The organism is Microbacterium sp. WHRI 7836 (assembly GCF_040223885.2).
GTDB lineage: Bacteria > Actinomycetota > Actinomycetes > Actinomycetales > Microbacteriaceae > Microbacterium > Microbacterium oxydans.
Window position 1 is genome coordinate 2,315,952 of sequence record NZ_CP168171.1, and the last position, 12,378, is coordinate 2,328,329.

Sequence of the window (12,378 nt, forward strand, 5' to 3'; positions counted from 1 at the left end):
CGTGTCGGATCGCGTCCGATGAGCCCGTGTCAGCGTCCGGGTCCGGCAACGAACGCCTCACCAGCACCCGTGAGGGTGATCCCCTCCTCGGCGGAGTCCGCGAAGGCGACGGTCCCGACCGCGAGTGTGAGCGCCTCGCCCTGTGAAGAGGTCACCGTCACCTCACCGGCCGTCGCGAGGACCATCGTGGGCCCGGAGAGCCCGATCGTGAGCGGGTCGCCGTCGACGACGACCCGTTCGAGGGCGAAGTCGGGCACCGGAACGGGATACGGCGTGACGGGACCCTCATCCCGCGCCCGCAGCACCGGCACTTCTCCGGGGGCGGTGTCGAGGATCGCGAGAAGCTCGGGGACGTCGATGCGCTTGGGAGTGAGTCCGCCGCGGAGCACGTTGTCGCTCGCCGCCATGATCTCCACGCCGAGACCGGAGAGGTAGGCATGGAGGAGGCCGGCACGGAGGAAGATCCCCTCGCCCCGCTCGAGGACGACGTGGTTCATGAGCAGCGCCACCACGACGCCGGGGTCGCCAGGGTACGTCTGCGCCACGCTCGCTATCGCCTGCAGAGTCGTGCTCCACTCCCCTGCGTCTTCGCGGGTGGAGGCAGCGACGACCGCGGCGATGATGTCGTCGACCTCAGCGCGTGCACCGCCTCCGAGCAGCCAGGCGATCACGTCGCGCAGGACGTCGCCTTCCGCGCTCAGGCGCGTCCGGAGCTCCTGGACGCCGTGGCTGTCCTCGAGAGCGCCGAGCAACGCGAGCGTCCGGGGAACGGGACGCAGTCCGCTCAGGGACTCGAAGCGCTCGCTGAGTGCGACGAGGAGTTCCGGCTTGTGGCTGGCGTCGCGATAGTTGCGCCGAGGGTCGTCCGCGGCGAGACCGCTCTCGCGCTCCCATCCTGCCTTGGCCTGATCGATCGTCGGGTGCACCTGGATCGAGAGCGGGCTCCCCGCGGCGAGCAGCTTGAGCAGGTACGGGAGCGTGCCCCCGGTGATCTGGTCGAGTGTGCCGCCGCCCGCGACGTCGGCGGGGTCGCCGGGATGGTCCCCGAACCACACCTCGGCCTCCGGCGCACCGGTGGGCGTACGCCCCTCGAGTCCGGCGAGAAGCGAGTCCGATCCCCAGGCGTAGTCACGGGGCGTGTTCGAGAGGCGCAGCAGCATGCACCCCAGCGTAGAGCGGTGCTGCGGCGTTCAGCGACGCCCGGAGCACGGCGCGGTAGCCTGAACGCGATGGCCCAGTACACGAAGCATCCGGTGTCTGCCCCGCCCACCGCGCCGGAGCGCGAGTCGACGGGGCATCTGCTGCTGCGCGGGTATGCGATCCTCGTGCTCTTCGTGACCTTCGCCCACTCCGCGGTCTACAACCTGCTCGGGCGGGACGGGGCCGCCGTGACGCTCGCCGTCTTCACGCTCACGACTCTCAGCATCGGCATTCCGATGCTCGCCCGCAATCGCCCCCAGCCGTTCCGCTGGCGGCGCCTGCCCTGGACAGCCCTCGGCTACACCGCCTTCGCGCTCGTCTCCGTCGCCTGGTCGCAGTGGCGCGGTCCCACAGTCGTCACCTGGATCCTTCTCGCCGCCGTCACGGTGAACGCGCTCTTCCTGGCCCACGTGCTCACCTGGCACGAGATCGTCCGTGCCCTCTCGTCGGCATTCAAATGGATCCTCGGCCTCTCGCTGGCGATCGAGCTCTGGGTCTCGCTGGTGCTGCACGGGCCGCTGCTGCCCAACTTCCTCACCCTCCCGGACGGCAAGATCGATCCGCAGTGGTACTGGGTCCGCGACAACCTGTTCGACGGCGGCAGGATCCAGGGCATCGTCGGGAACGCGAATCTGCTCGCGATCATCTCGCTCTTCGCGATCATCACCTTCGGAGTGCTGTTCGCAGCCAAGGCGCGCTGGCGCACCACGTTGGCCCTGTGGATGCTTCTCGCCGCGTACTTCCTGTTCCGGACCGCATCGGCGACGGCCCTCGTGTGCGCGGCGGCGGTCGCCGTCGTGCTCGCTGTCGCGCTGCTGATGCGGCGGGCCCGCACTCCGGGAGCGCGCACCCGCATCTACGTGGTCTCGATCGGCGGCGCGGCGGTCGCCGCGCTGGGGATCTGGCTGCTGCGCGAGCCACTGCTGGGGCTTCTCGGTCGCAGCAGCGACCTCACCGGACGATCCGAGAAGATCTGGACCAAGGTGCTGGAGCGGGCGGCCGAGCACCCGATCGTCGGCAACGGGTTCTCGAGCCCGTGGATCCCCGATGATCCCGCCTTCGACCGGTGGATCACCGATCACGGGATCACCGTGTTCCACGCGCACAACATGTGGCTCGACGTCCTGCTCCAGCTCGGTGTGGTGGGAGTGGTGCTGATGGCGGTCGCCTACGGCACGCTGCTGTGGCGCTCCTGGTTCTTCGCGGTCGATCGTCCCCGCTGGGACCTCGATGATGCACGTCCGTTCTCGCCGTTGACCCTGCTGCCCAGTCTGTTCACGGTGGTCCTGCTCGTGCAGGGCTTGACCGAGTCGACGCCCATCATGCTGTGGGGCTGGATGCTGCTCGTGCTGCTGTCGTTCAAGCTCAAGTCGGTGCCCCTGGTCGGCGTCGGCGAGCGCGACCTACTGTTCGAACGCGGCACTCGGCAGCGGCGGGTGCCGTGACGCCGGCACGCCCGATCGTGCGGCTGCTCGGCTCCGTGGAGCTGGCACGCGCCTTCACGCTCGCAGCGCTGGCTGCCGTGTTCGGTTCCTATGCCATCCAGCAGATGACGTCGGCGACAACGCTGGCGACGATCATCGCCGCGCTCTGCCTGCTGGGCGCGGCCATCCTCTGGATACGTCGCGACGAGCTGTCGCTGCTGCGCATCGCGCCGTCGTCATTGCTCGCCTTCCTCGCCTGGGCGCTGGTGAGCGTCTTCTGGACCACAGACAAGTCCGACACGATCTTCGGGTGGATGTCGCTCTTCGGCTTCGCGTTCCTCGCCATCACGATCGGCCACGTCCGCGACACGCTCCAGACGGTGCGCGCGATCGGCGACACGCTCCGGGTGCTCCTGGCCGCGTCCCTCGCAGTGGAGATCCTGTCCGGCGTGCTGCTCGATCTGCCTTTCACCTTCCTCGGGATCCAGGGGAATCTCGCCGTCGGCGGCCCGATCCAGGGCCTCTTCGGCAGCCGCAACATGCTCGGATTCATCGCGGTGATCGCGCTGATCACCTTCGTGATCGAGTGGCGCACGCAGTCCGTGAAAGCCCCGCTCGCCGTGGCGTCGATCGCTCTCGCGAGCTTCCTGGCGGTGCTGTCCTCCTCCCCGACGGTCCTCGTGCTCGCCGGTGCCGTCGGCGTCGTCACGATCGCCCTCACGATCGTCCGCCACACCCCGGCCGACCGGCGCACGATCGTGCAGTGGGCGCTCGGCGTCGTCGTCACCCTCGCCCTTGCGGCGGCGTTCGCGCTGCGCCATCAGATCATCGCCGTGCTCGATGCGGGCTCCGACTTCTCGATCCGCGGCTCGCTCTGGAACACGATCCTCGATTTCGTGGCCGTGAAACCGGTCCAGGGATGGGGATGGTTCGGCGACTGGGCACGGGGCGAGTACCCGTTCACCTATATCAACTTCCAACTCGACGACCGCCATCAGAGCGCGCTGAACGCCTTCTTCGACGTGCTGCTCCAGCTCGGCGCCGCGGGGCTGGTGCTCTTCCTCCTGCTGGGTGGCGTCGCTCTCATCCGCTCCTGGCTCGTAGCGAGCACGCGCCGCTCCGTCGTGTACGCCTGGACGCCGATCATGCTGGTGACGCTGGCGGTCGACTCCATGTTCGAGAGCTTCACGCTCGTCGGCGCCGGATGGTTCATGCTCGTGCTGTGCGCCCTGCGTGCAGGCCAGTCGCGTTCCTGGCGCGAGAACATCGATGCAGCACACACGGGAGCCATACCGACGCTCCGCCCTCAGGAGTAGCCGAGGGGCGCCGTCAGCGGATGGAGGGCAGCTTCTCCGCCCAGGTGATCGCGTCGCGGACCCCGTCGTCCACCGAGCGCTCGGCACGCCAGTCCAGCACCTCAGCCGCACGATCGACGATCGCGAACGCGCCGGCCTGATCGCCGGGACGCCGCGCGGTCTCGACGACGGCGAGAGCCTCACCCGTGACCCGCTCGAAGGCCGCCACCAGCTCGCGGACGGTCACGCCCTCCCCGGTGCCGATGTTGATCACCCGATAGGGGTCGTCCGCCGTCGCGACCTCGTCGAATCGCTCGACGGCCGCCACGTGCGCGAGCGCGAGGTCCCAGACGTGGATGTAGTCTCGCAGCCCGGATCCGTCCCTGGTCGGCCAGTCGGTTCCGGTGATCGAGAAGGCCTCGGCGGCGGCATGGGACTGCATGATCTTCCCGAGAGCATGCGAAGGCAGAGGGTTCTGCAGCCCGGTGCGCATCTGCGGATCGGCGCCGATGGGGTTGAAGTAGCGGAGAGCGATCGCACGGAAGTCGCCGTTGGAGGCCGCATCCTCGAGGATCTGCTCGACCATCGCCTTCGTCGTGGCATAGGGACTCGAGGGAGCCAGCGGAGCGTCCTCATCGACCCCCGCACCGCTCTCCCCCTCGTAGACGGCAGCGGAAGAGCTGAACACGATGCGTGGGATCCCCGCGTCACGCAGATGCTGGAGCAGCACGATCGTCTTTCCCACGTTGGTCTCGTAGTAGCCGAGGGGATCCGTGACCGACTCGGGCACGACGATACGTGCAGCGCAGTGGATGACCGCATCGATGTCGGGGTGCTCGGCGAGCAGACGTTCCAGGACCACCTGGTCGGCGATGTCGCCCTCGTAGAACGCGCGACCCTCGCAGAAGGCTCGGAGCCCCTTGGAGAGGTCGTCGAGGATGACCACGTCGATGCCCGCCTCGATGCACGCGGTGGCGACCGTGGATCCGATGTATCCGGCGCCGCCGGTGATCAGTACCTTCATCGCAGCCAGTCTAACCGTCGCCCCTTCGCCACCGAGGTGAGCCTCTCCGCTGATCCGAAGGGAGCGGACGGTAGGCTACTCTCTGCTCGTCGAGTCCGGCCGCTGTCCCCACGACAACCGCCTGTGACACCAACATCGGAGAAACCAACCCGTGGCATACGTCCTGCAGAACGTCGTCTTCCCCGGTGGCGACGACCCCGATGTGTTCCCCCTCTACGTGGACGCCGAGCATCGACCTGACACCGAGGACGAACGCGCGGCGCGTGCGGCGATCACACCGATCGAGGGCATCCTCGACCGCTCCAGTGCGCGGGTCCCGGCGAAGAGCACGTGGTCTTTCAGCACCTATTTCAACGCCTTCCCCGCCGCATACTGGCGCCACTGGACGGGCGTGCGGGACGTGCGTCTCACCGTGCGCTCCACCGGATCGGGCACCGTGCTGCTGCATCGTTCGGATGCACAGGGCGAGTCCCGCCGGATCGAGGCGCGCTCCGTCGTCGGAGACGCCACGACGACCTTCGATCTCGATCTCGGCCCCCACGACGACGGCGGCTGGATCTGGTTCGATGTCGTCGCGGATGAGGAGCCCGTCGTCCTGAACGGTGCGCGCTGGGAGACGGAGCACGAGCCGGTCCGAACCGGGAAGGCCTCGCTCGGCATCACGACGTTCGACAAGCCGGATTACTGCATCGAAACGCTGCGGACGCTGGCATCGTCCCCCGATGTGCTGTCGCTGGTCGACCGTATCTTCCTCGTCGACCAAGGCACCCGCTTGGTCGCCGAGCAGGATGGATACGAAGCCGTCTCCGCCCTCCTCGGCGACACGCTTCGCGTGATCCGGCAGGACAACCTCGGCGGATCCGGTGGATTCGCTCGGGCCATGCAGGAATCGCTCCTGCGTCCGGAGAGCGAGTTCGTGCAGCTGCTCGACGATGATGTGCGACTCGAGCCTGAGGCCCTCCGTCGCTCGATCGTGTTCGCCCGCTACACGAGCGAGCCCACCATCGTCGGTGGCCACATGTTCGACCTGATGGCACGCTGCACACTGCACGGCTGGGCTGAGGTCGTCGACGAGCCGGCCTTCGCCTGGGGCGACACCAATCCGGAGCGGATGCCCCACGACTTCGCGACGGCGAGCCTGCGGGATTCCCCCTTCCTGCACGCGCGCATGGAGGCCGATTACAACGGGTGGTGGATGTGCCTCATCCCGCTCGAGGTGATCCGCGAAGTCGGACTCGCCCTACCGGCGTTCATCAAGTGGGACGATGCCGAGTTCTGTCTGCGCGCGGGCGAGGCCGGTTTCCGCACCGTATCCCTTCCCGGCGTCGCCCTGTGGCACGTGTCATGGGTGCACAAGGACGACATGATCGACTGGCAGGCGTACTTCCATGCCCGAAATCGGATCGTCGCCGCGCTCCTGCACTCGAATGCCCCCCGCAGCGGACGGCTCCTGGTGCACAGCCGTCGCGTCGACCTCAAACACCTCATGATGATGCAGTACTACCCCGTGGCCCTTCGCGCGAAGGCACTGCGGGACGTCCTGGCCGGGCCGCGTCATCTGCGAGAGAGCCTCGCGACAGCGATGCCCGCAGCCCGGGCGATCGCGTCCGACTTCCCGGAGACGGTCGTGCACCACGACACGTCGAACCTCGGGCGCCCGCGGACGGGACGACGCCGGTACCTGCAGGAACCGATGAGTCCGGAGGGGATGAAGCTGCGGTGGCTGACCCTCTCCACGCTGGTCTCGAACTGGTTCCACCGTCCTGCTCCGGAGAACGTCGCGGCGCCCGAGACGGAGTTCCGGAAGAAGGACGCCGTCTGGTGGCGGCTGGGCAGCGTCGACAGTGCGCTCGTCGAGACCGCGGATTCCGCCGGAAAGCTCCACTATGTCCGTGACAGGCGCACCCACCGCCGGATGCTCCGCGACTCCCTCCGGCTGCACGCCGAGCTGCGCCGCCGTTGGCCCGAACTGCAGAAGCACTATCGTGACGCGCTCCCCGAGCTCGTCTCCTCCACGTCCTGGCAGCAGATCCTCAAGGAGAAGGCATGACCGCGGCACCCGCTGCATTCGACCCGACCACGGCGACGATCGTCATCGTCACCTACAACCGCTCGCACCTTCTCACCGGACTGCTCACGAGCATCACCGCGATGGACCCGAAGCCTGGTCGTATCGTGATCATCGACAACGCGTCGGTGGACGACACCACGGACGTGGTCGAGTCGTTCCGCGACAGCATCGGTACCGAGATCGTGTACCGCCGTCTCGACACCAACACGGGCGGATCAGGCGGCTTCAGCGAGGGGATGCGCACCGCATACGACCTCGGCGCCGAATGGATCTGGATGATGGACGACGACGTCGAGGTCCTTCCGGACGGCCTGGCCAGGATGGGCTTCTGGACTCCGCGTTTCAAGAGCATCCAGGGGCGCCGGTACGACTACGACGGCAGCGAGTTCTACTGGCAGTACCGCATCGCCGAGCGCATGGGCATCCCGATCCCGTTCGCGCCGTCCGGTTTCGACACTTCCGGCTACAAGGAGATGAACAGCGGCTGCTTCGAGGGCATGTTCATCCACCGTTCCGTCGTCGCGCAGATCGGCCTGCCAGACCCTCGTTTCTTCATCTACTGGGACGACCAGATGTACGGGTGGCTCGCGTCTCGCAAGACGACCGCGGTGATCGTGGACGAGTTCGTGCTGCGCCGCACCCGCGAGATCAAGCAATGGGACATGGGCATCCGGCACATGAACGCGTCGAGCAACGCCTACCGCTTCTACATCATGCGCAATCGCGCCTACATCAAGAATTACTACCGCGTGCACGGCGTCTACAACCCGGTGCTGTTCGGGCTGGGGACGGCGATGACCTTCGCGAAGGAGCTCATCCGACTGGTGTTCGTGGAGAGGACGGTCCGCGGCACCAGCAACCTGTTCCGAGGCCTGAGAGAAGGCGGCAGACTCGCCCGTGATCGGTCCTGGCAGCCGATGGCTCCGCTGGAAGGATGAGGGCATGACCGACGAACCGCAGCCCGAGCTCCGTTGGGCCCCCATCGAACCCAAGCCGCGCAACCGCGGACGAGTCTGGTTGATCGTCGGACTCTCCGTCCTCGCCCTGCTCGTCGTGGCCGCGCTGCTGTTCTTCCTCCTCCCCAGGGGCGGGTCACCGGCGCCGGGCGCTTCGGCGTCTCCGACGGCGACGACGACCCCGACGCCGACGCAGACGCCCTCCGCGGTTCCATCCGCATCCCCCGACCCTACGGCTCCGGTCGACACTCCCCCACCCGTGGAGGACCCGTCCCTTCCCGCGTTCCGCGACCGCGTCGGCGTCTGGCTAGAATCGGCGCTGGTCGGGCTGGACATCGTGTCCGAAGGCGATGGAGACGTCAATTCCGTCCTGGACACGATGCAGGGAGACGCACAGCGCCTGTCGGAGGCGCTGCCGCCTTCGTCGATCGCCGAGGACTGGAACACGACGACGAGCGAGTACTCGAGCCGACTGAGCGCGCTGCGCTCCGCCGTGTCCTCCGGATCGAACGTCGGTCAGGCCGTCGACGCCGCACGCGTCAGCGTCGACCAGCTGCGCAGCCTCGCCGGCCTCTAGCGCCCGAGTCGCCCGCGGCTATCGAGCGGGCGACTCGAGACGACGGAGACGCTCCTCATAGTGCGAAGCGAGCTCGAGCCGGATACGGGCACGCTCGTGTTCGGCTCTCGCCCGTACGAGGTCGCTCTCCGGATCCTCGTTCGTGAGGTCGAGCTGATGACGCAGCCACTCGAAGCGCTGCTCCAACGCAGCGACCTGCGGGGCGATGCGATCGAACTCGGAGCGGATGTAGGAGAAGTCCGCTTGGTTGCCGGCCAAGCGAGCCTCGTAGTCGGCGCGGGCGCCCTCGAGGTTCGCGAAGGCCTCTTCGAGGCGTGCGTCCACTCTGGCATCAACGCGGCGCACGACGGCAGCGTCGATCCGTCGACGGATTCGGTTCAGCATTCAGTCCTCAATCATTCGGGTGATTGGTGATGGTCGGGTCTGGAGATCAGCGGTGATAGGAGATACGCCCGGAGTCGATCCACTCGCGCAAGAGCATGGATTCGAGGTCGATGCGGTGTTCGGCGCCGACAGCTGACGGGTCTCCGTAAGCGTGGTTCCAGGCGGTCTGATCCGGCGCATCCACGAAGGAGAAACCGGTGACGTCCATCTCGACATCAGGGAACAGCCTGGTCGCGATCCAGAGCATCACCGTTCCCGTGGTCGCCCATTGGCCGCCCTCGTGCGGATCCACTCCCATCGCCTCGCCGAGCGGGAGGATCACCTCACGGTTCGGCATCGTCACGATGCCCAGGTCCGGCGGCCAGAAGTCGGGGGTCTTCGGGTTCTCCCACAGCAGCCGCCCCGGTTCGATCATGAGGTAGAGACGGTCGGTGTAATCCGAGAAGAACCACGGGGTCGGTCGCACCCCACGGTTGAAGACCACGACGTCGACGCGCCTCCCGACGGTGGCCGGCCCGTCGATGTCATCCATGCGGAAGCCGTTGACGCGGATGACGAGGTCTGCGGAGTCGATCCGCTCCGCACGTTCCGGAGACTCGTCCAGAGGCTGATTCCCCACCACTGCGACCCGGCGGATCCCCTCGGGGCGGCCGAACGACTCCACCAGCGGTCGAAGCCGGTCGTAGAAGGCTTCCTCGCCAGTCGCCGCACGCTCGTCCCCGACGAGCTCCGTCACACGCCCCATAGACCCACAGCTTAGGGCAATATTCCGGCTCATCCGGAATTACGGTCCTGGGGTCCGCGGGGCCGGAGCGCACCTCCCCGAGCAAGGCAGGTCGCGTCTTCGAGGAACTCCCCCGTCTAGAGTTGTCGGCGTGACTTCTGCGCAGACCATCGATCTCTCCTCGGCGAAGATCGGCACCGGTTCCCCCGTGTTCACGATCGCCGAGATGTCGGGCAACCACAACGGAGATCTCGAACGAGCGCTCGCGATCGTGGATGCCGTGGCATCGACCGGGGCGAATGCCCTCAAGATCCAGACCTACACCGCCGACACGCTCACGATCGACTCCGACCGCCCCGAGTTCCGCGTGAAGGGCGACCACGATCTCTGGGGTGGACGCAATCTGTACTCGTTGTACCAGGAGGCGCACACGCCCTGGGAGTGGCATGCGCCCATCTTCGAGCGCGCCGCCACACACGGCCTGATCCCCTTCTCCACGCCGTTCGATCCGACTTCCGTCGAGTTCCTCGAGGGTCTCGGCGTCGAGCTCTACAAGACGGCGTCCGCGGAGATCGTCGACCTTCCGCTCCTCCGCGAGGTCGCTCGCACGGGGAAGCCCATGATCGTATCGACGGGTATGGCCACCCTCTCCGAGATCGACGCCGCGGTCACGGCCATCCGCGACTCCGGCAACACTCAGCTGGTGCTGCTCGCCTGCACCGCGGCCTACCCGGCCATCCCTGAAGAGGCGCGACTGGGCAACATCCGGACGCTGCGCGACGCCTTCGACGTGCCCGTCGGCCTCTCCGACCACACCCTCGGCATCGGGGTCGCCGTGGCGGCGGCGGCTCTCGGGGCCGTGGCGATCGAGAAGCATGTCACCCTCGACCGGGGGGACGGAGGCGTGGACGCCGACTTCTCCCTGAGCCCAGCCGAGTTCGCCTCGCTGGTCAGCGCGTCGGAGCAGGCACGGATCGCCGCAGGAAGCGGAACCGCCTTCGGTCCCACCCCGCAGGAGCAGACCGTCCTCGCACTCCGTCGGTCCCTGTATGTGACAGCGGATGTGCGCGCCGGCGACGTCGTCAGCGCGGCGAACGTCCGCTCGATCCGCCCCGCCGGCGGTCTGGCACCGGAGGCCTACGGGCTGGTCGAAGGGCGCCGTTTCACTCGTGATGCGGACCGAGGCACTCCGCTGTCCTGGGACCTGCTCTAGTCAGCCAGCCGGCGAGAGACGCCACTTCGCGAAGGTGGCGAAGCCGGCGACGTCGGCGGGGTGGTGCGGCAGGTACCCCGCCCGCCGGAACAGCTTCGAAGAGGCCGTGTTCGCGGTGTGAACGGTCGCGAGGAGGCGACTCGGCGCATCCACGATCAGGGCTTGTTCCGAGGCGGCGAGCACAGCACCGGCGAGACCACGTCCGCGCTGTTCCGGGGCCATCGTGATCGACGCCTCCCAGTCCGTCGCGGAACGCCGGTCCCACCGCGTCGAGGCCACCGGTCGTCCTTCCGACTCTACGACCAGGAGCCGCCGGTCCGGATCGGCGAGGGTGCGGTCGAGCCACGAGAGGTGCGAACTCCACTTGAGAGGTTCGCCCGACCGGGAGTGCGCTCGAGTGGACTCGTCGTTGCGCCAGTCGTAGAGCACCCTGGCGTCGTCTCGCGTCGCCGGGCGCACGCCGATCGGAAGCGAGGGACGGGGCTCGTCGGGCCCTGCATCGACGAGTTGCTCCCAGGATGCGACGATCCGCCATGTCCCGAGCCCGTCGACCGTGTCCCGAAGCGCGGCTGACTGCGCCGCCAGCGCGTCGCCGTCACGCAGAAGAGCACCCAGCTCGACGACCCGTGCCTCCAGATCGGCATGGGGCGGAACGCCGAGCCCCACCGCGAGCCCTCGCCTCACGACGTGCGTGTAGCCAGGACGCTGATTGTCGACCGCGCACAGGACGGCCATCGGGACGCCCATGCACGCGAAGTCCCACACGGATGTCCCGGCCGCGGTCACCGCGAGATCATGCTCACGCGCCAGGGCAGGCAGATCATCGACGAAACCGCGCACCTGCACGTCATGAACGGATGCGGTGGCAGCCTCCCGCACCTCCTCCCGGCCGCGCGGATCGACCACGGTGACGCGAAGCGGCGCGGGCACACCGTCGAGCGCCCCCATGACGCGGGCCGTGAGCCCCTGGGGGTCGGAGCCGCCCATGACGACGAGCACGCGGGGCACTGCGCCTGGCCGGTGTGATGCGGCGCGCTGACGGAGCACCTGCTCGCGTACCACCGCGACATCGAGGCCGGCCAGAGGGTGGCGGGTGAGGTCAGGACGGGCGAACGTCGCCTCTGCTCCGAGGTTCGCGTCGATCGAGAGATCGGCTGCCCTCACGCCGTAGGGGCCGTCCTGCATGTTGCTCACCAGAGCCCCGAAGCCGCGGACGTCCGGCACGTCCGTGTACGCGTCGAGGTGCAGGACGTCCGCCTCTCCTGCCGCTGCGACCAGCGCTTCGGGAGACTCTGCCGCGCGGATGGACCGGACGGCGAGGTCGGGCTCGATGCGGTGCGCGGCGGCCGACCCGGCCTCGTCGATGTCGCCGATGAGCGACACCGACCATCCGCGTTTCCTGGCGACGGCGGCGATCGCGAGCGTGCGCATGAGGTGCCCCATGCCGTACTCGACCCCGGCATTGCAATGGAGGAGGGCCCCTCGTCGACTCATCGTTCGCCCTTCATCA

Annotated in this window: 11 protein-coding genes; 6 read left to right on the forward strand and 5 right to left on the reverse strand. The window is 68.0% G+C overall.

The genetic code is table 11. The features are described 5' to 3' along the window. Positions 1-29: 29 nt before the first annotated feature. Positions 30-1,160, reverse strand: a complete 1,131-nt coding sequence (gene manA / locus ABRP18_RS11105) for a mannose-6-phosphate isomerase, class I (RefSeq protein WP_349884648.1) — start codon at positions 1,158-1,160, stop codon at positions 30-32. Between the two features lie 69 nt (positions 1,161-1,229). Here manA and ABRP18_RS11110 point away from each other — a divergent pair, with 69 nt between their 5' ends. Together ABRP18_RS11110 and ABRP18_RS11115 are read left to right on the forward strand one after the other, a co-directional pair. Continuing rightward, entirely contained in the window at positions 1,230-2,645 is a 1,416-nt protein-coding gene (locus tag ABRP18_RS11110; protein WP_349884649.1) for an O-antigen ligase family protein, read from the forward strand. Next, the gene (locus ABRP18_RS11115) at positions 2,642-3,940 is read left to right on the forward strand and encodes an O-antigen ligase family protein (protein ID WP_349884650.1); all 1,299 of its coding nucleotides are present in this window, start codon (positions 2,642-2,644) and stop codon (positions 3,938-3,940) included. Before ABRP18_RS11110 ends, ABRP18_RS11115 begins: the two co-directional genes overlap by 4 nt. A gap of 13 nt (positions 3,941-3,953) precedes the next feature. Here the strand turns inward: ABRP18_RS11115 and galE are convergent, their stop codons facing one another. Beyond that, complete coding sequence (gene galE, locus ABRP18_RS11120; RefSeq protein ID WP_141370932.1) at positions 3,954-4,943, reverse strand: UDP-glucose 4-epimerase GalE; 990 nt, start codon at positions 4,941-4,943, stop codon at positions 3,954-3,956. 151 nt (positions 4,944-5,094) lie between these two features. Between galE and ABRP18_RS11125 the strand changes: the two genes are divergently transcribed. From ABRP18_RS11125 to ABRP18_RS11135, 3 genes are read left to right on the forward strand one after another with little or no spacing between them, the layout of a single operon-like run. Next, positions 5,095-6,993 carry a glycosyltransferase gene (locus ABRP18_RS11125; RefSeq protein WP_349884651.1) on the forward strand — a complete coding sequence of 633 codons (1,899 nt, stop codon included), beginning with the start codon at positions 5,095-5,097 and terminating at the stop codon, positions 6,991-6,993. Next, complete coding sequence (locus ABRP18_RS11130; protein WP_058632626.1) at positions 6,990-7,952, forward strand: glycosyltransferase family 2 protein; 963 nt, start codon at positions 6,990-6,992, stop codon at positions 7,950-7,952. The genes ABRP18_RS11125 and ABRP18_RS11130 overlap by 4 nt, the downstream gene beginning before the upstream one ends. A 4-nt stretch (positions 7,953-7,956) precedes the next feature. Continuing rightward, entirely contained in the window at positions 7,957-8,547 is a 591-nt protein-coding gene (locus ABRP18_RS11135) for a hypothetical protein (RefSeq protein WP_058632625.1), read from the forward strand. A gap of 18 nt (positions 8,548-8,565) precedes the next feature. Here the strand turns inward: ABRP18_RS11135 and ABRP18_RS11140 are convergent, their stop codons facing one another. Together ABRP18_RS11140 and ABRP18_RS11145 are read right to left on the reverse strand one after the other, a co-directional pair. Next, positions 8,566-8,931: a hypothetical protein gene (locus ABRP18_RS11140; RefSeq protein WP_058632624.1), complete on the reverse strand. Its 366-nt coding sequence runs from the start codon at positions 8,929-8,931 to the stop codon at positions 8,566-8,568. A gap of 46 nt (positions 8,932-8,977) precedes the next feature. Next, positions 8,978-9,676, reverse strand: a complete 699-nt coding sequence (locus tag ABRP18_RS11145; RefSeq protein ID WP_349884652.1) for a hypothetical protein — start codon at positions 9,674-9,676, stop codon at positions 8,978-8,980. Between the two features lie 130 nt (positions 9,677-9,806). On the opposite strand from ABRP18_RS11145, the gene pseI reads away from it, so the two are divergent. Further along, the gene (gene pseI, locus ABRP18_RS11150; protein ID WP_349884653.1) at positions 9,807-10,868 is read left to right on the forward strand and encodes a pseudaminic acid synthase; all 1,062 of its coding nucleotides are present in this window, start codon (positions 9,807-9,809) and stop codon (positions 10,866-10,868) included. Here pseI and ABRP18_RS11155 read toward each other — a convergent pair whose 3' ends face one another. Continuing rightward, entirely contained in the window at positions 10,869-12,362 is a 1,494-nt protein-coding gene (locus ABRP18_RS11155; RefSeq protein WP_349884654.1) for a bifunctional UDP-2,4-diacetamido-2,4,6-trideoxy-beta-L-altropyranose hydrolase/GNAT family N-acetyltransferase, read from the reverse strand. Positions 12,363-12,378 lie beyond the last annotated feature (16 nt).

Coding starts and splice junctions, on each gene's coding strand:
- manA (WP_349884648.1), bottom strand. CDS start 1,160: ATGCTGCTGCGCCTCTCGAACACGCCCCGTGACTACGCCTGGGGATCG.
- ABRP18_RS11110 (WP_349884649.1), top strand. CDS start 1,230: ATGGCCCAGTACACGAAGCATCCGGTGTCTGCCCCGCCCACCGCGCCG.
- galE (WP_141370932.1), bottom strand. CDS start 4,943: ATGAAGGTACTGATCACCGGCGGCGCCGGATACATCGGATCCACGGTC.
- ABRP18_RS11130 (WP_058632626.1), top strand. CDS start 6,990: ATGACCGCGGCACCCGCTGCATTCGACCCGACCACGGCGACGATCGTC.
- ABRP18_RS11135 (WP_058632625.1), top strand. CDS start 7,957: ATGACCGACGAACCGCAGCCCGAGCTCCGTTGGGCCCCCATCGAACCC.
- ABRP18_RS11140 (WP_058632624.1), bottom strand. CDS start 8,931: ATGCTGAACCGAATCCGTCGACGGATCGACGCTGCCGTCGTGCGCCGC.
- ABRP18_RS11145 (WP_349884652.1), bottom strand. CDS start 9,676: ATGGGGCGTGTGACGGAGCTCGTCGGGGACGAGCGTGCGGCGACTGGC.
- ABRP18_RS11155 (WP_349884654.1), bottom strand. CDS start 12,362: ATGAGTCGACGAGGGGCCCTCCTCCATTGCAATGCCGGGGTCGAGTAC.